The following is a 17,654-nucleotide window of genomic DNA, read 5'->3' as shown; positions in this document are numbered from 1 at the left end:
TGTCCCCCTCTTCGTGAGGACACACAGGACACCACTGAGATGTACAAATTCTTCTTCAACCTGGTCTTCAAGCGGATGGACCCGGAAGAGGCCCACTACCTGGCCTTCCGCTGGATCCGCCTGGCGGCCCGCGTCCCCGTACTGCGTACGTTCGTCGCCGCCGTCCTGGCCCCCCGCCACAAGGAGCTGCGCACCGAGGCGCTCGGCCTGCGCATGCACGGCCCCTTCGGGCTCGCGGCCGGCTTCGACAAGAACGCCGTCGCCATCGACGGCATGAGCATGCTCGGCTTCGACCACGTCGAGATCGGTACGGTCACCGCGCAGGCCCAGCCCGGCAACCCCAAGAAGCGCCTCTTCCGGCTCGTACCGGACCGTGCGCTGATCAACCGCATGGGCTTCAACAACGAGGGCTCGGCGGCCGTGGCCGCCCGTCTCGCCGCCCGTCGCGCGGTCTTCAGGACCGTCGTCGGCGTCAACATCGGCAAGACCAAGGTCGTACCGGAGTCCGAGGCCGCCGCCGACTACGTCACCTCGACCGAGCGCCTCGCCGCGCACGCCGACTACCTCGTGGTCAACGTCTCGTCCCCGAACACCCCCGGCCTGCGCAACCTCCAGGCCACCGAATCGCTGCGCCCGCTGCTCACCGCCGTACGCGAAGCCGCCGACCGCACGGTCACCGACCGCCGCGTCCCGCTCCTCGTCAAGATCGCGCCCGACCTCGCCGACGAGGACGTGGACGCCGTCGCCGATCTCGCGCTGGAGCTGGGGCTCGACGGGATCATCGCCACCAACACCACCATCGCCCGCGACGGCCTCGGCCTGAAGTCCTCTCCGGAGCTGGTCAAGGAGACCGGCGGACTGTCCGGCGCCCCGGTCAAGGAGCGCTCCCTGGAGGTGCTGCGCCGCCTGTACGCGCGCGTGGGCGACCGGCTCGTGCTCGTCGGCGTCGGCGGCATCGAGACCGCCGACGACGCCTGGCAGCGCATCCTGGCGGGCGCCACGCTCATCCAGGGCTACAGCGCCTTCATCTACGAGGGCCCGTTCTACGCCCGCGCCATCCACAAGGGCCTGGCCGAGCGCCTCGCCGCAAGCCCCTACGCCACCCTCGCCGAGGCGGTCGGCGCCGAAGCCGCGTGAGCCGAAGCCGCGTGAACACACCACGGAGGAATTCCCCCATGAGCGACACTCCCGAGCCCTTCGGCACCCGGCTTCGCCACGCCATGGACACACGCGGGCCGCTCTGCGTCGGCATCGACCCGCACGCCTCGCTGCTCACCGCGTGGGGCCTGGACGACGACATCGCCGGGCTTGAGCGCTTCACCCGTACGGTCGTCGAGGCGCTCGCCGACCGGGTCGCCGTCCTCAAGCCGCAGTCGGCGTTCTTCGAGCGCTTCGGCTCGCGCGGCATCGCGGTCCTGGAGAAGGCCGTCGAGGAGGCGCGGGCCGCGGGCGCGCTGGTGCTGATGGACGCCAAGCGCGGCGACATCGGTTCGACCATGGGCGCGTACGCCGCCACCTACCTCGACCCGCGCAGCCCGCTGTTCTCCGACGCCGTCACCGTCAGCCCGTACCTGGGCTTCGGCTCGCTGCGCCCCGCCCTGGACGCGGCCGTCCTGAACGGCTGCGGCGTCTTCGTGCTGGCCCTGACCTCCAACCCGGAGGGCGCCGAGGTCCAGCGCTCGGTGGCGAGCGGGGGTGTCTCGCTGGCCCAGCTCATGCTGAACCACATGGCCGACGAGAACGCGGGCGCCTCGCCGCTCGGCTCCGTCGGAGCGGTCGTGGGCGCCACCCTGGGGGACGCCGGCGTCGACCTGGCCATCAACGGTCCGCTGCTGGCCCCCGGGATCGGAGCCCAGGGCGCGACCCCGGCCGATCTGCCGGGTGTCTTCGGCTCGGCGGTGGGCAACGTGGTGCCGAGCGTCAGCCGAGGCGTACTGCGGCACGGTCCGGACATCGCGGCGCTGCGCGACTCGGCGGCACGCTTCGCCGACGAGGTGCGGGCAGCGGTCGAGGGCGCGTAGCCGGCGTCCCGCGGTCCTCACCGACGACTTCTTGACAGAAATCATGGTCGATCTGTCTGATATATCCAGGTCGGTCGATCCTGACCAGGACTTTTCCGCTGTTCTCGCTGACTGGAGCGGTCTTGGCCGCTAGTCTCCGACGAGAGTCAGCGTTGCAGCGGAGATTGCGTTGCTCGTTGCTCGCCTGGTGTGGGGCGACTAGGTTCCTCACCGGTCCGTATCCGACAGTTCGACATCCGAGGTGACGTAGGCGTGGCTCTTCCGCCCCTTACCCCTGAACAGCGCGCAGCCGCGCTCGAAAAGGCCGCCGCGGCTCGCCGGGAGCGGGCCGAGGTCAAGAATCGACTCAAGCACTCCGGCGCCAGCCTCCACGAGGTCATCAAGCAGGGCCAGGAGAACGACGTCATCGGGAAGATGAAGGTCTCCGCCCTGCTCGAGTCCCTGCCCGGCGTCGGCAAGGTCCGCGCCAAGCAGATCATGGAGCGGCTCGGTATTTCCGAGAGCCGCCGAGTCCGGGGTCTCGGCTCCAACCAGATCGCCTCTCTTGAGCGCGAGTTCGGCAGCACCGGCGCCTGAGTCGGGGGCACTGCCGAGAAACTGGAATAATCGCTGCATGGCAGCAGAGGTACGTCCGCGGCTGACCGTGCTCTCCGGCCCCTCCGGGGTGGGCAAGAGCACGGTCGTCGCCCATATGCGCAAGGTCCACCCCGAGGTCTGGCTCTCGGTGTCGGCCACCACCCGAAAGCCGCGCCCCGGCGAGCGCCACGGAGTCCAGTACTTCTTCGTCACCGACGAGGAATTCGACAAGCTGGTCGCCAACGGTGAGCTGCTGGAATGGGCAGAATTCGCGGGCAATCGCTACGGCACCCCACGCCGTGCGGTGCTGGAGCACCTGGAAGCGGGTGAGCCGGTGCTCCTGGAGATCGACCTCCAGGGCGCCCGGCAGGTCAAGGAGTCCATGCCGGACTCACAGCTGGTCTTCCTCGCCCCGCCGAGCTGGGAGGAGCTGGTCCGCCGGCTCACCGGGCGGGGCACGGAGCCCCCCGAGGTCATCGAGCGCAGGCTCGAGGCCGCAAAGGTCGAACTCGCGGCTGAATCGGAGTTCGACGTCACCCTGGTCAACACCTCCGTCGAGGACGTGGCACGTGAGCTGCTAGCCTTGATGTCAGTTGTTTGATCTTTTTCCTGTTTGATCTTTTCCCACCTTTCGGAAGGTAGAGCGTGTCCTCTTCCATCACCGCGCCCGAGGGCATCATCAACCCGCCGATCGACGAGCTGCTCGAGGCAACCGACTCGAAGTACAGCCTCGTGATCTACGCGGCCAAGCGCGCGCGTCAGATCAACGCGTACTACTCGCAGCTCGGCGAGGGTCTGCTCGAGTACGTCGGTCCGCTCGTTGACACCCACGTCCACGAGAAGCCGCTCTCGATCGCCCTGCGCGAGATCAACGCGGGTCTGCTGACCTCCGAGGCCATCGAGGGCCCGGCGCAGTAGGCGCCTTTGCACGTCAGTCCAGGCCCGGCGGAGCACCCGCCGGGCCTGTGGTGTGTCATGGATACCGAGTCGAGAGTGCGGGGAGAGGCTGTGGACAAGCCGAAGGTCGTTCTGGGGGTCACCGGCGGCATCGCCGCGTACAAGGCCTGTGAGCTGCTGCGGCGGCTGACCGAGTCGGGTCATGACGTGCGCGTCGTCCCCACCGCGTCCGCGCTGCAGTTCGTGGGCGCCCCGACCTGGTCGGCGCTGTCCGGGCACCCGGTCTCCACCGAGGTCTGGTCCGACGTCCACGAGGTCCCGCACGTACGGATCGGGCAGAGCGCCGACCTCGTCGTCGTCGCCCCCGCCACCGCCGACATGCTCGCCAAGGCCGCCCACGGCCTCGCCGACGACCTCCTCACCAACACGCTGCTCACCGCCCGCTGCCCCGTGGTCTTCGCCCCCGCGATGCACACCGAGATGTGGGAGCACCCCGCCACCCAGGAGAACGTCGCCACGCTGCGCCGGCGCGGCGCCGTCGTCATCGAGCCCGCCGTCGGCCGGCTCACGGGCGTCGACACCGGCAAGGGGCGGCTGCCCGACCCCGGGGAGATCTTCGAGATCTGCCGCAGGGTGCTGGCCCGCGGCGTCGCCGCTCCCGACCTCGCCGGACGCCACGTCGTCATCAGCGCGGGCGGCACCCGTGAGCCGCTCGACCCCGTCCGCTACCTGGGCAACCGCTCCTCCGGCAAGCAGGGGTACGCCCTCGCGCGCACCGCCGCGGCCCGGGGAGCCAGGGTCACTCTGATCGAGGCGAACACCGGCATGGCCGACCCGGCCGGCGTCGACGTGGTCCACGTCGGCACGGCCGTACAGCTGCGTGAGGCCGTGCTCAAGGCCGCCTCCGACGCCGACGCGGTGGTCATGGCCGCGGCCGTCGCGGACTTCCGCCCCGCCGCGTACGCCGAAGGCAAGATCAAGAAGAAGGACGGGCAGGAGCCCGCGCCGATCACCCTGATACGCAATCCGGACATCCTCGCCGAGATCTCCGCCGACCGGGCCCGCCCCGGACAGGTCGTCGTCGGCTTCGCCGCCGAAACCGACGACGTCCTCGCCAACGGCCGAGCCAAACTCCGCCGCAAGGGCTGTGACCTGCTCGTCGTCAACGAGGTCGGCGAGCGCAAGACCTTCGGCTCCGAGGAGAACGAGGCCGTGATCCTGGCGGCCGACGGCGGCGAGACACCGGTGCCGTACGGTCCGAAGGAAGCCCTCGCGGAGACGGTCTGGGATCTGGTGGCCCCGCGCCTGGCCTGATGTCGGTGCGTGAAGCTGGGATGAATTTCTCATTCATCCCGGCGGCGCCGCCAAAAGCCCGGAAAACCGGCCTTCCGTCCGCAGGGGAGGCCTCATCCGTGTGTCCGCGCGGGTACTTTCTGTCCAAGCGTGACTCCCACTTGGCGAGACACGTGGTCCAACCGTCGAATACGCCCGATAAACTGTTCTCGGAACGACGCGGGGCGCAGCCCCCCGGCCGGTCCGCCAATGATCAGCCAGCAGCCGCTGCAACCCCAGGGAGCGATGTGTCCCGCCGCCTGTTCACCTCGGAGTCCGTGACCGAAGGTCACCCCGACAAGATCGCTGACCAGATCAGCGACACGATCCTCGACGCACTGCTGCGCGAGGACCCGACCTCCCGCGTCGCCGTGGAGACCTTGATCACCACCGGTCTTGTGCATGTCGCCGGCGAGGTGACCACCAAGGCCTGGGCCGACATCCCGACCCTGGTGCGCAACAAGATCCTCGAGATCGGTTACGACTCCTCGAAGAAGGGCTTCGACGGCGCCTCCTGCGGTGTCTCGGTGTCCATCGGAGCGCAGTCCCCGGACATCGCGCAGGGCGTCGACACGGCGTACGAGAACCGGGTCGAGGGTGACGACGACGAGCTGGACCGGCAGGGCGCCGGCGACCAGGGCCTGATGTTCGGCTACGCGTGCGACGAGACCCCCGAGCTCATGCCGCTGCCGATCTACCTCGCGCACCGCCTCTCGCGCCGTCTCTCCGAGGTCCGCAAGAACGGGACCATCCCGTACCTGCGTCCGGACGGCAAGACCCAGGTCACCATCGAGTACGACGGCGACAAGGCCGTCCGCCTCGACACGGTCGTGGTCTCCTCGCAGCACGCGAGCGACATCGACCTGGACTCGCTGCTCGCGCCCGACATCCGTGAGTTCGTCGTCGAGCACGTCCTGGCGCAGCTCGTCGAGGACGGCATCAAGCTCGACACCGAGGGTTACCGCCTGCTGGTGAACCCGACCGGCCGCTTCGAGATCGGCGGCCCGATGGGCGACGCCGGCCTCACCGGCCGCAAGATCATCATCGACACCTACGGCGGCATGGCCCGCCACGGCGGCGGCGCCTTCTCCGGCAAGGACCCGTCCAAGGTCGACCGCTCGGCCGCCTACGCCATGCGCTGGGTCGCCAAGAACGTGGTGGCCGCCGGCCTCGCCTCGCGCTGCGAGGTCCAGGTCGCGTACGCGATCGGCAAGGCCGAGCCGGTCGGTCTGTTCGTGGAGACCTTCGGCACCGCCGCGGTCGACACCGAGAAGATCGAGACCGCCATCTCCGAGGTCTTCGACCTCCGCCCGGCCGCGATCATCCGCGACCTCGACCTGCTCCGCCCGATCTACGCCCAGAGCGCGGCGTACGGGCACTTCGGCCGCGAGCTCCCCGACTTCACCTGGGAGCGCACGGACCGCGTGGACGCGCTGCGCGCGGCGGCGGGTCTGTAGACCAGTCGCTCCGCTGTGCACGAGGGCCCCGGACCGGGATGGTCCGGGGCCTTCGGCGCTGTCAGTGCGGTTTGGTAAGAATGCAGCTGTGAGCAGCGACAACGAATCCGAGGCAGCGGGCGGACCGCCGGAGCAGCTCGCGCTCATCCGGGGGATGGTCGCCGAGGCGAAGGCGAAGGCGCCCAAGGCCAGGCCGCGCACGTGGCGTGGCGCACGGCTCGCCAAGCACCTGCCGGTCGCCAAGATCCTGGTCAACAAGGGAGTCCTGCACCTCGACCAGACGTGGGACTACGCCGTCCCCGAACAACTCGACGAGCAGGCTCAGCCGGGCGTCCGGGTCCGGGTGCGCTTCGGGGCGGGCGACCGCAACGTGCGTGACGGACGGCGCGAGGGCGGCGGCCTGATCGACGGCTTCGTGATCGAACGGGTCGCCGAGACGGACTACCACGGTCCGCTGGCAGCCCTGGCCCAGGTGGTGTCGCCCGAGCGCGTGCTGAGCCCGCAGATGCTGGCCCTCACCAGGGCTGTCGCCAACCGGTACGCGGGCAGCCTCGCCGACGTCCTGCAACTGGCCATCCCGCCCCGGCACGGCAAGGCCGAAGAGCGTCCCTCGCCGGACCCCCTGCCGCGACCGGCCGCGCCGGACCCCGGCGGCTGGGCGCGCTACCCGGCCGGGCCCGCCTTCCTGCGGGAGCTGGCCTCCGGCGCCGGTGCGCGCGCGGTGTGGACCGCGCTGCCGGGACCGGGCTGGCCCGACGAGCTGGCCCGCGCGATGGCGGCGACGCTGTCCGCGGGCCGCGGCGCACTCGCCGTCCTCCCGGACGGACGGGCGGTGGACCGGGCGAGCCGGGCGCTCACCGCACTGCTGGGACCGGGGCACCACGCGCTGTTGACCGCCGAGTCCGGTCCCGAGACGCGGTACGCGCAGTGGCTCGCCGTGCACCGGGGATCGGTCCGGGCGGTCATAGGCACCCGGGCCGCGATGTTCGCCCCGGTCCGGGACCTGGGCCTGGTGGCTCTCTGGGACGACGGCGATTCCAGTCACAGCGACGACCGCGCGCCTTTCCCGCATGCCCGGGAGGTGCTGGAGCTGCGCTCGATGACCGAGGGCTGCGGATTCCTCCTGGGCGGTACGAGCTGCACGGTGGAGGCGGCCCAGCTGGTCGAGACCGGCTGGGCGCGACCACTGATCGCGGACCGGGCGACCGTACGGGAGGCCGCGCCCCGGATCCGGACCGTAGGCGACGAACTGCTGGCCCGGGACGAGGCGGCGCGGGTCGCCCGGCTGCCGAGCCTGGCCTGGGAGACCGTACGGGACGGGCTGAAGACCGGCCCGGTGCTCGTGCAGGTGCCCCGGCGCGGCTATGTGCCACGGCTGGCGTGTGAGAGGTGCCGGACGCCTGCCCGCTGCCGGGAGTGCTCCGGGCCCCTGGAGGCGCCGGACGAGCGGGAGCTCGCATGCGGCTGGTGCGCGCGGTCGGAGCCGTCGTGGCACTGCGAGGAATGCGGGTCGTTCCGGCTGCGGGCGAGCGTGGTCGGGGCCCGGCGGACCGCCGAGGAGCTGGGGCGGGCGTTCCCGGCGGTGCCGGTGCGGACGTCCGGCCGCGACCATGTGCTGGAGCGGGTGCCGGACAGCCCGGCGCTCGTGGTCGCCACGCCCGGAGCGGAGCCGGTGGCCGACGGCCCGGGCTATGCGGCGGCGCTGCTGCTGGACGGCTGGGCGATGCTCGGCTTCCCCGACCTGCGGGCCGGTGAGCAGGCCCTGCGGCGCTGGATCGGCGCGGCTTCGCTGGTCCGGGGGGAGGGCCAGGTGGCGGTCATGGCCGAGCCGACCCTGCGGCCGGTTCAGGCACTGGTGCGGTGGGATCCGGTGGGGCACGCGCTGAGAGAGCTCTCCGAGCGTGCGGAGCTGCGGTTCCCGCCGGTGTCGCGGATGGCGTCGGTGGAGGGCAGAGAGGAGGCGCTGGCGTCGTTCCTCGCCGCGGCGGACCTGCCGGGGGACGCGGAGATCCTCGGCCCGGTGCCGCTGCCGCCGCCTTCCCCCGGGCGGCCCCGGAGAGCCGGGGACCCTCCCCTGGCTGCGCATGGGGGACCCCAGGCGGGGGAGCGGTGGGAGCGAGCCCTGCTGAGGGTCCCGCCGGGGAGCGGGGCGGCGCTGGCGACCGCGCTGAAGTCGGCGCAGGCCGCACGGCTGGCCCGGGGCGGCCCGGACCCGGTCCGCATCCGGGTGGACCCGCTGGACATCGGCTGAGTGGGCGCCTGCGAGGTGCGGGGCAGGCGGTGGTGGACCACCATCCGGGTGGCCCGGATCCCGTCCGCATCCGGGTGGACCCGCTGGACATCGGCTGAGCCGACGCATCCGAGGTGCCCGGCGTGCGGCCGCCCCGGCGTACCCGGTGGTACGGCGGGGCGGCCTGGGCGGAGGTCAGCCGTTGCGGGGGCCGGGGAAGGCGCTCGGGCGGACCTCGTCGCGCAGGGACGCGGCGCTCGACGTCGGCTGGGGCGGCATCGAGCGGGCCGCGGGGACGGCGGGCACCACCGGCACGGCCGGCGCGGCGACCGGCATCGTGCGGGTCGTGCCGGGCTCGGCCTCCGCCGCGACGGCGGGCTGCGGGGTCGCCCGCCGCGACCCGTACCGGCGGTGCACGGCCTGCTTCGTGACGCCCAGCGCCGAGCCCACCGCGTCCCACGAGAAGCCCAGCGAACGGTCGAAGTCCACCGCCGCGGTCACCAATGTCTCGACGCTGTCCCGCAGTTCCTGCGCGAGGCGGACGGTCGGGGCCGGAGCCCTTCCGTAGACGACGAAGCCCGTGGACGGGCCGGAGCGACGCGGACGGTAGACGTTGCCCAACTGGGCCGTGAGCGTGCGCAGTGCGTCCACCTGCCGGCGGACCCGCTCGATGTCCCGCACCAACAGATGCAGGCTTGCCCGGGCTTGGGCGTCGTGGGTTGCGTGGTCGGCCATGAACAAGCCTCTCGAACCGGCGTTGAAAAGGATCGGGCCGCACCGGGGCGGCCCGTTTCGGTCAATCTCTCTTGACCAACGCGCCACCCGGCGTTGTGGTCACGGTGCAGAGGTGCAAGGGCATATGCGCAGGGCGCGCGGACGTCTGTGCGCCCCCTGTCGGTGCGGCCAAATAGACTGGTGCGTCGCGCGTCCCCGGCATACAGAGCGAGGTATCTCCAGTGAAACTTGTCTTCGCAGGCACCCCCGAGGTCGCCGTACCCGCCCTGGACGCCCTGATCGCCTCGGACCGGCACGAGGTCGCCGCCGTCGTCACGCGGCCGGACGCTCCCGCCGGTCGCGGACGCCGGCTGGTGGCGAGTCCGGTCGCGCAGCGCGCCGAGGAAGCCGGGATCGAGGTCCTCAAGCCCGTCAAGCCCCGCGACGAGGAGTTCCTGGCCCGGTTGCGGGAGATCGGCCCCGACTGCTGCCCGGTCGTCGCGTACGGCGCGCTTCTGCCCAAGGTCGCGCTGGACATCCCCGCGAACGGCTGGGTCAACCTCCACTTCTCGCTGCTCCCCGCCTGGCGCGGCGCCGCGCCCGTACAGCACGCGGTCCTCGCCGGGGACGAGATGACCGGCGCGTCGACCTTCCAGATCGAGGAGGGGCTGGACTCCGGCCCGGTGTACGGGGTGATCACCGAGCAGGTGCGGCCGACCGACACGAGCGGTGACCTGCTCACCCGCCTCGCGTTCGCCGGGGCGGGGCTGCTCGTCGCGACGATGGACGGGATCGAGGACGGCACGCTCAAGGCCGTGCCGCAGCCCGTCGACGGCATCACCCTCGCCCCGAAGATCAACGTCGAGGACGCGCACGTGGACTGGGCGGCTCCGGCCCTGCGGGTCGACCGGGTGGTGCGGGGCTGCACGCCCGCGCCCGGTGCCTGGACGGTGTTCCGCGGCGAGCGGCTGAAGCTCGTTCAGGTCGCCCTGGTCCCCGACCGCACGGACCTCGCCCCCGGCGAACTCGCCGTCGGCAAGAACAACGTGTACGTCGGCACCGGCTCGCACGCCGTCGAGCTGCTCTGGGTCCAGCCGCAGGGCAAGAAGCCGATGCGTGCCGCCGACTGGGCCCGCGGGGTGCGGATCGCCCCCGGTGAGAAGCTCGCGGGCCCCGACGTAGGCTGAAAGGGCTGAACCCTTTCGAACGCGGAGCACCTTTTGAGCGAGCAGACCAGTCGCCGTCCCCACAAGCCGTACCGCCGCCCGAAGAAGGACGCCGTGCGGATCCTCGCCTTCGACGTGCTGCGGGCCGTCGACGAGCGGGACGCGTACGCCAACCTCGTACTGCCGCCGCTGCTGAAGAAGGCGCGCGAGCAGGGGGACTTCGACGGCCGCGACGCCGCGCTGGCGACAGAGCTGGTGTACGGGACGCTGCGGCGGCAGGGGACGTACGACGCGGTCATCAGCGCGTGCGTCGACCGGCCGCTGCGTGAGGTCGACCCGCCGGTGCTCGATGTGCTGTCGCTCGGGGCGCATCAGCTGCTGGGGACGCGGATCCCCACGCACGCGGCCGTTTCCGCGACGGTCGAACTGGCGCGGGTGGTCCTCGGGGACGGACGTGCGAAGTTCGTCAACGCGGTGCTCAGGAAGATCTCGGCGCATGATCTCGACGGGTGGCTGGAACAGGTCGCTCCGCCGTACGAGGACGACGCCGAGGACCACCTGGCCGTGGTGCACTCGCATCCGCGGTGGATCGTCTCCGCGCTGTGGGACGCGCTGGGCGGCGGCCGGGCCGGCATCGAGGACCTGCTGGAGGCCGACAACGAACGGCCGGAGGTGACGCTCGTCGCCCGCCCCGGCCGGGCGACGACCGCGGAGCTGCTGGAACTGCTCGGGGAAGAGGGCGGGCTGCCGGGGCGCTGGTCCCCGTACGCGGTCCGGCTCGTCGAGGGCGGCGAACCGGGCGCGCTCGACCCCGTGCGCGAGGGCCGCGTCGGCGTCCAGGACGAGGGCAGCCAGCTCGTGGCGATCGCCCTGGCCAACGCACCGGTGGACGGCCCCGACAAGCGCTGGCTCGACGGCTGCGCGGGCCCCGGCGGCAAGGCGGCCCTCCTCGGCGCGCTCGCCGCCGACCGCGGCGCCTTCCTGCTCGCCTCCGAGAAGCAGCCCCACCGTGCCCGCCTCGTCGACCGCGCGCTGGCCGGCAACCCCGGCCCGTACCAGGTCATCACGGCGGACGGCACCCGTCCGCCGTGGCGCCCCGGCTCCTTCGACCGGGTCCTCGTCGACGTCCCCTGCTCCGGCCTCGGCGCACTGCGCCGCCGCCCCGAAGCCCGCTGGCGCCGCCGCCTCGCGGACCTGGACGGCTTCGCCCCGCTCCAGCGCGCGCTGCTGCGCGAGGCGCTGGCGGCGGTCCGGGTCGGCGGCGTCGTCGGCTACGCGACGTGCTCGCCGCATCTCGCGGAGACCCGCATCGTCGTGGAGGACGTCCTGAAGGGCCGCGGCGGCGCGTCGCCGGTGGAGGCCGAGTGGATCGACGCCCGGCCGCTCATGCCGGGCGTACCGGCGCTGGGCGACGGTCCCGACGTCCAGCTGTGGCCGCATCTGCACGGCACGGACGCGATGTATCTGGCGCTGCTGCGACGGACGGGCTGACGGGCCGGCGTACAGGGCTGTGGGGAAGCGGGGCGCGCGTCGCGTGGCCGTGGACGGGGTGACCCACCGGTGGTGGCCGGATCCGTGGGCCCCCGCCCGCCCGCTGACCGGATCGTGATCCGGCCCGGGGAGGGGAAGCGGTCGCGGGCATGGCAGTCTTGGCACATGGCCCAGATCAACCCCAGCATCCTGTCCGCCGACTTCGCCCGCCTCGCCGAGGAGGCGAAGGCCGTCGAAGGTGCCGACTGGCTCCACGTCGACGTCATGGACAACCACTTCGTGCCCAATCTGACGCTGGGTGTTCCGGTCGTCGAGTCGCTGAGCCGCGCGACGGACACCCCGCTGGACTGCCATCTCATGATCGAGAACCCGGACCGCTGGGCCCCGCAGTACGTCGAGGCGGGCGCCGGCTCCGTCACCTTCCACGTGGAGGCGGCGGCGGCGCCCGTGCGGCTGGCGCGGGAGATCCGGGCCAAGGGCGCGCGCGCCTCGATGGCGCTCAGGCCCGCGACGCCCGTCGAGCCCTACGAGGACCTGCTTCCCGAGCTCGACATGCTGCTGATCATGACGGTGGAGCCGGGCTTCGGCGGCCAGGCGTTCCTGGACATCATGCTGCCGAAGATCCGGCGCACCAGGGAGCTGATCTCCAAGCACGGACTGGAACTGTGGCTTCAGGTCGACGGCGGTGTCTCCGAGGCCACGATCGAACAGTGCGCGGAGGCGGGCGCGGATGTCTTCGTCGCCGGCTCCGCCGTATACGGAGCCGAGGACCCGGCCGAGGCGGTGCGCTCGCTGCGCGAGAAGGCGGCCCGGACGATCGCCTCGGCACCCTGGGCATGCGACCACTGAGCCACAGCCAAGTGAACGGCCCCCGACAGGGCTGATCGATCACCCCGGAATCTGACAGGATGACGGTTCCGGAGTGTGAACAGCAGTGAGGAGATCGCGGTGTCTGGTATGTCGGCGGGACGACCAGCCCTGCGGATGGGACCCGCGGAACTGGTGCAGGCGGCGGCCATGGCCCGTCGCTTCTATCTCGAGGGCAAGTCCAAGATCCAGATCGCGGAGGAGTTCGGCGTCAGCCGCTTCAAGGTCGCGCGGGTCCTGGAGACCGCGCTCGAACGCGATCTCGTACGCATCGAGATCCGCGTCCCCGCGGAACTGGACGCGGAGCGCTCCGACGCGCTCCGCGCCCGCTACGGCCTGCGCCACGCGGTGGTCGTCGAGTCCCCGTCGTCCGAGGCCGGCGGCGAGGACGAGTCGTCCCCCGACCCGGAGAACCTGGGCGAGGTCGCCGCGGATCTGCTCGGCGAGCTGGTGGCCGAGGGGGACGTGCTCGGGCTGGCGTGGGGCCGCTCGACGATCCACATGGCGGCGGCGCTGGACCGGCTGCCGCCCTGCACGGTCGTCCAGCTGACCGGGGTGTACGACGCCGGTACCGCGGAGCGCGGCTCCGTGGAGGCGGTCCGGCGGGCCGCCCAGGTCTCCGGCGGTGAGGCGCACCCCATCTACGCGCCGATGCTGCTGCCGGACCCGGCGACCGCGGCGGCCCTGCGCAACCAGACCGGCATCGCCCGCGCCTTCGAGTACTTCGACAAGGTGACGGTGGCCTGCGTCTCCATCGGCTCCTGGGAGCCGGGTATCTCGACGGTGCACGACATGCTGACGGACGAGGAGCGGGCGCACTACGCCTCGCTCGGCGTCGCCGCCGAGATGTCTGCCCATCTCTTCGACTCGGAGGGCCGACGGGTCGGCCGTGACCTCGGGGAACGCTGCATCACGGTCGAGGCCGACAGGCTGCGGCGCATCCCGGAGGTCGTGGCGATCGCGGGTGGCCAGCGCAAGGCGGCGGCGATCGGGGCGGTGCTGCGGTCCGGGCTGGTGACCAGCCTGGTCACGGACACGGCGGCCGCGGACTTCCTCCTGACCGAGTCGGCGCCGGGCCCGCGCCCGGCGCTTGAGCGGTCCGACCCGGACGACTGACCGGGCGGACGGGCTGACCGAGGGCCGGGGCTGCGGTCCTGCTCCTCAGTCGGCCGTGAGTCCGTACAGACGGGTCGCGTTGCCTGCCGCGAGCAGGTGCGCGACCCGTTCCGCGTCCTGCGGCGACCAGGCGCCCGAGGACGTCCAGCCGTCGAGCAGACGGCCGAGCGCGTCCTCGAAGACCCGGGCGCCGACGACGTACAGCTCCGGAAGTCCGTACGCGTCGCTCGAGTACAGCAGCTTCCCGAACGGGGTCAGCTCCAGCGCCTCGGCCAGGACGGCCTCGGCCCGGGCACCCGTATGGGACAGCGCCAGGCCGACATCCGCGTACACATGTGTGAACACGTTGGCGAGGTACGCCGCGTGCCGGTGGTACGGGTAGCCGTGCAGCAGGACGAGGGGCGAGCCGCCGGGCCCCACGGCCCGGATGAAGTCCGTCAGCAGCAGCGGATCGCAGTGGTCCAGGCGCAGATCCGGATCGCCGAAGCCGGTGTGCAGCTGGAGGGGCAGCCCGGTGCCGACCGCCGACCAGAGGAGATGCCGCAGCAGCACGGGGTCGGTGAGCCGGCCGCCCGGCGGGCGGTCCTCGAGCCAGCGCTCGGCGGCGGCGTGGACCTCGCCCGCCGTGGGCGGGTCCGGCTCCAGGGCCAGGCCGTAGCGGTACGCGGCGATCGACTTGAACCCGGCCGCGGTCCGCGCGGAGGCTATGAAGGCCGTGCCGAACGTTTCGAGGAAGCCGTCGGGGTCGGGGGTCGCGTCCGCCGTCCGCTCGGCGAGCGACTCCAGCCGTACGATCACCCGCGCGGACCCGCCGCCGAGCTCCGCGAGCTCGCCGGGACCGGTGAGATCGCCCGGCAGGCCGGTGTCGACCAGATATGTGCCGGTCCCGCTCGCCCGCAGCAGCAGCCGGGCCGCTTCGGCGGACCCCAGTTCACGACGGCGCGCCAGATAGCGCTCCGGCGGGCAGTGCGGGTCGAGCCCGAGGAGCGGCGGGCACCAGCGGCGCACGGCGAAGCCCAGCTGGGTGTCGAAGAAGCTGGTGCCGGGGGCCGGCGGGGCGTTCGACTCCGTGAGGTAGGAGGTGAACGCCCCGTCGTCCTCCAGACCGTGACGCACGACGCCGTGGCAGTGGTGGTCGACCAGCGGTGGCAGGGCGAGCCGCATCAGTACCGCCCGCGGGTCGCGTCGGCGATCTCCTGCGGGGTGCGCCCCGCGAAGAGCTCGCTCTCCGCCCGGCGTACGGCGATGACCGCCTCGAACAGCGCCTCCCCGAGGGCCTCTCGCAGCACCTCCGAGCGGCTGAAGTGCGCCAGGGCCTCCGGCAGGGACCGGGGGAGCCGGGGCGGGCCGCCGCCGGTCGGAGGTTCGGCGGCGGTCCGGGTTCCATAGCCCGGTACGGGCTCGCCGGCGGACCTGTCCGACGTCGGTGCGTGGTCCGGGGCGGCCTCGCTGCCGGGTGCGGGGACGTTGTGCGCGGCGCCTGCGGGCGGGGTGGCTTCGCCGCCCGGTGCGGGCACGCTGCCGGAGACCGGGGCGGGGCCCGGCTGCGGCTCGTCGGCCGCCCGGGGAGCGGTCCTGTGTCCGTTGGCCGACGCCGCGTCCGGGGCGTTCGTGGGTTCGCCGCCCGGCGCGGGGACGGCCGCCGGGGCCGCGGCCTGCGGTGGTGTCGGCCCGCCTGCCGTTCCTGTGGAGAGGCTGGCGCGGGCCAGGGGCGGCGGTTCGGCCTCCTCGGGCGCCGGGCTTCCCTGGCGCGAGGCACCCTTGTTACGCGACCCCTTGCGGCCGGGCTCGATACGGGCGGTGACCTGGGCCGGGTGGCCTTCACCGGGCGCGGCGGCCGCGCTGACGGCCGCGTGCCCTCTGTCGGGGACCGGGTGAGGCTCTGCCGGTTCGGACGCGGCGCCCGCAGCCGGGTCGCCGGGGCCGAGTGGTGCGGCCGAGATGGCCGCCGGGTCGATCCCGGCCATCGAGACGGCCGCCGGGGCAGGCGCGCGCCCGGCTCCGGAGAGGTGGCTCGGCTCCGCCGGTCCGGGTACGTCACCCGCCGGCGCCATCGGGTCGCTCAGGACCGCCGGGCCGTCCGCGCCCGGCCGTGGCGCGCCACTCGCCGCAGCGCCCGACCCCGAGCCGCGGTGGGTCTGCCCCGTCGGGGCACCCGAACCCGTCTCGCGGTCCAGGCCCCCGGCGGAGCGGGCCTGACCCGCCGTGGCGGCGTCTGCGGCCGCCAGGGCCCCCGAAGCCGTCTCGCGGTCGGCCTCAGCCGCCCGGCCACCCAGGCCCACGACCGAGTTGCCCCGACCCGCCGGGGCGCCTGAACCCGTCTCGCGGTCGGCCTCACCCTCCAGCGCGCCCAGGCCCACGGCGGAGCGGGCCCGACCCGCCGCAGCGCCCGGCCCCGAGTCGCGGTGGGCCTGCCCCGCTGCGGCAGCGCCCGTGCCCGTCGGGACTCCCGAGCCCAGCTCGCGGTCGGCCTCGGCTGCCAGGGCGCCCAGGCCCGCGACCGAGTTGGCCCGGCCCGACGGGGTGTCGGGGTCCGAGGGGTGGTCGGTGGCGGCCGGCAGGGCGTCCGCGCTCGCCCCCGGGTCGCCCTGGACCGGGGGTGGCAGGGGTGGGCGGGAGTCGAGTCCCGCCAGGCCCGCCGCGATGACCGCGCCCGTGACGAGGTACGGGTTCGCCGCCGCGTCGAAGCACTTGACCTCGGCGTTGGCGGCGTCGGGGTCGTCGGGGGCGCCAGTGATGAAGCGCAGGGCGGCCTCGCGGTTCTCCAGGCCCCAACACTGGAAGGCACCCGCCCAGCGTGAGGGCTCCAGACGCAGGTAGCTCGCCGGGGACGGGGCGCCGATGGCCAGCAGGGCGGGCAGTGCCTCCAGCACCCCGGCCAGGAAGTCCTGGCAGTCGACGGTCATCCCGAACGGGCCCGAACCGCCCCGGCACAGGTTGCGGCCGTCGCGCCACAGGCTCAGATGCAGGTGTCCGCCGTTGCCGACGCTGCCCGCCACCACAGCGGGGCCGAACAGCGCCGTCAGACCGTGCCGCGACGACACCGCGCGGATCGTCTCGCGGACCAGCACCACGAGGTCCGCCGCGCCGACCGGGTCGGACGGCGCCACCGACACCTCGAACTGCCCGGGTGCGTACTCGGGATGGATCTGCAGGACGTCGACGCCCTGCGCGACCAGGCTCCGCAGCACCTCGTCCAGGTAGTCCGACAGCTCGACGACCCGGGCCATCCCGTACGCGGCCCCGGAGCCCGCGGGCTCCCCGTCCCGCAGCACGGTCCATTCGGTCTCGAAGCCCATCCTCAGCTCGATACCGCGCTCCGCCGCGCGCTGCGCCATCCGCCGCGCGAACAGCCGCTGACAGGCCGCGTACGGCTGTCCCGACTGGTCGAAGCGGTCGACGGGCGCCCACGCCCAGCCCGGCTGCGCCGCCAGGACCGTCAGCCGGTCCAGGTCCGGTACGAGCCGGAGGTCGCCGTCCGGGCCACCGATGTGACGGCTGGTGGTGATCGAGTCGTCCACCAGGAAGACGTCGAAGACGGGCGACATGCCGACGCCGCGCGTCGCGGCCTGCGGCAGTCGGTCGACGGGGATGGCCTTGACCCGGGTGATGCCCGCGTTGTCCACCCAGGTCAGCGCGACCCCGTGCACGCCCTCGGCAGTGAGCCGTGCCGCCTCGTGCCGCGCGGTCTGTTGTGTTTGCTGATGCGTCTGATCAATTTGCTGCACGGGCATTCCCTACCCATGGCCCCCCGCGTTCATCACGCGTGTGCCCCGTTCGCGCGTCC

The 17,654-nt window shown here is 73.0% G+C and carries 14 protein-coding genes and 1 pseudogene; 12 read left to right on the top strand and 3 right to left on the bottom strand.

The annotated features are described in order from the left end of the window. The first annotated feature begins 39 nt into the window (after nucleotides 1–39). From ABT342_RS08660 to ABT342_RS08625, 8 genes are all read left to right on the top strand, one after another. Nucleotides 40–1,137, top strand: a complete 1,098-nt coding sequence (locus ABT342_RS08660; protein ID WP_351569044.1) for a quinone-dependent dihydroorotate dehydrogenase — start codon at nucleotides 40–42, stop codon at nucleotides 1,135–1,137. Between the two features lie 38 nt (nucleotides 1,138–1,175). Continuing rightward, on the top strand, nucleotides 1,176–2,021 hold the full coding sequence (pyrF, locus tag ABT342_RS08655; protein ID WP_351569041.1) for an orotidine-5'-phosphate decarboxylase: 846 nt from the start codon (nucleotides 1,176–1,178) through the stop codon (nucleotides 2,019–2,021). A 252-nt stretch (nucleotides 2,022–2,273) separates the two neighbouring features. Beyond that, entirely contained in the window at nucleotides 2,274–2,597 is a 324-nt protein-coding gene (locus ABT342_RS08650) for an integration host factor (RefSeq protein ID WP_026246651.1), read from the top strand. A gap of 37 nt (nucleotides 2,598–2,634) precedes the next feature. Continuing rightward, complete coding sequence (gene gmk / locus ABT342_RS08645; RefSeq protein WP_351569038.1) at nucleotides 2,635–3,198, top strand: guanylate kinase; 564 nt, start codon at nucleotides 2,635–2,637, stop codon at nucleotides 3,196–3,198. A gap of 44 nt (nucleotides 3,199–3,242) precedes the next feature. Continuing rightward, nucleotides 3,243–3,515: a DNA-directed RNA polymerase subunit omega gene (rpoZ, locus tag ABT342_RS08640; protein ID WP_005319902.1), complete on the top strand. Its 273-nt coding sequence runs from the start codon at nucleotides 3,243–3,245 to the stop codon at nucleotides 3,513–3,515. A 90-nt stretch (nucleotides 3,516–3,605) separates the two neighbouring features. Further along, nucleotides 3,606–4,808 carry a bifunctional phosphopantothenoylcysteine decarboxylase/phosphopantothenate--cysteine ligase CoaBC gene (coaBC, locus tag ABT342_RS08635; protein ID WP_351569035.1) on the top strand — a complete coding sequence of 401 codons (1,203 nt, stop codon included), beginning with the start codon at nucleotides 3,606–3,608 and terminating at the stop codon, nucleotides 4,806–4,808. Between the two features lie 266 nt (nucleotides 4,809–5,074). After that, nucleotides 5,075–6,283 carry a methionine adenosyltransferase gene (gene metK, locus ABT342_RS08630; protein ID WP_351569032.1) on the top strand — a complete coding sequence of 403 codons (1,209 nt, stop codon included), beginning with the start codon at nucleotides 5,075–5,077 and terminating at the stop codon, nucleotides 6,281–6,283. An 88-nt stretch (nucleotides 6,284–6,371) separates the two neighbouring features. Next, the gene (locus ABT342_RS08625) at nucleotides 6,372–8,534 is read left to right on the top strand and encodes a primosomal protein N' (protein WP_351569030.1); all 2,163 of its coding nucleotides are present in this window, start codon (nucleotides 6,372–6,374) and stop codon (nucleotides 8,532–8,534) included. 174 nt (nucleotides 8,535–8,708) lie between these two features. Here ABT342_RS08625 and ABT342_RS08620 read toward each other — a convergent pair whose 3' ends face one another. After that, nucleotides 8,709–9,248 carry a hypothetical protein gene (locus tag ABT342_RS08620; protein WP_351569027.1) on the bottom strand — a complete coding sequence of 180 codons (540 nt, stop codon included), beginning with the start codon at nucleotides 9,246–9,248 and terminating at the stop codon, nucleotides 8,709–8,711. Nucleotides 9,249–9,469: 221 nt separating this feature from the next. Here ABT342_RS08620 and fmt point away from each other — a divergent pair, with 221 nt between their 5' ends. From fmt to ABT342_RS08600, 4 genes are all read left to right on the top strand, one after another. Continuing rightward, the gene (gene fmt / locus ABT342_RS08615) at nucleotides 9,470–10,414 is read left to right on the top strand and encodes a methionyl-tRNA formyltransferase (RefSeq protein WP_351569025.1); all 945 of its coding nucleotides are present in this window, start codon (nucleotides 9,470–9,472) and stop codon (nucleotides 10,412–10,414) included. A 33-nt stretch (nucleotides 10,415–10,447) separates the two neighbouring features. Further along, a complete protein-coding gene (locus tag ABT342_RS08610) occupies nucleotides 10,448–11,884 on the top strand; it encodes an RsmB/NOP family class I SAM-dependent RNA methyltransferase (protein ID WP_351569024.1) in 1,437 nt (478 codons plus the stop codon). A 165-nt stretch (nucleotides 11,885–12,049) separates the two neighbouring features. Beyond that, nucleotides 12,050–12,733, top strand: a complete 684-nt coding sequence (rpe, locus tag ABT342_RS08605; RefSeq protein WP_351569022.1) for a ribulose-phosphate 3-epimerase — start codon at nucleotides 12,050–12,052, stop codon at nucleotides 12,731–12,733. A 75-nt stretch (nucleotides 12,734–12,808) separates the two neighbouring features. After that, nucleotides 12,809–13,867, top strand: a complete 1,059-nt coding sequence (locus ABT342_RS08600) for a sugar-binding transcriptional regulator (protein WP_351569019.1) — start codon at nucleotides 12,809–12,811, stop codon at nucleotides 13,865–13,867. A gap of 45 nt (nucleotides 13,868–13,912) precedes the next feature. On the opposite strand, the gene ABT342_RS08595 is transcribed toward ABT342_RS08600, so the two are convergent. Both ABT342_RS08595 and ABT342_RS08590 read right to left on the bottom strand, forming a co-directional pair. Beyond that, entirely contained in the window at nucleotides 13,913–15,031 is a 1,119-nt protein-coding gene (locus tag ABT342_RS08595; RefSeq protein WP_351569016.1) for an amidohydrolase family protein, read from the bottom strand. 1,412 nt (nucleotides 15,032–16,443) lie between these two features. Then, nucleotides 16,444–17,601, bottom strand: a pseudogene (locus ABT342_RS08590) (type I glutamate--ammonia ligase); the annotation flags it as partial. Between the last annotated feature and the right edge of the window lie 53 nt (nucleotides 17,602–17,654).

It is taken from the genome of Streptomyces sp. NPDC000410 (assembly GCF_040300305.1).
Lineage (GTDB): Bacteria > Actinomycetota > Actinomycetes > Streptomycetales > Streptomycetaceae > Streptomyces.
The sequence above is the reverse complement of the archived record's forward strand: the minus strand, read 5'-3'. Positions and strand labels throughout refer to the sequence as shown.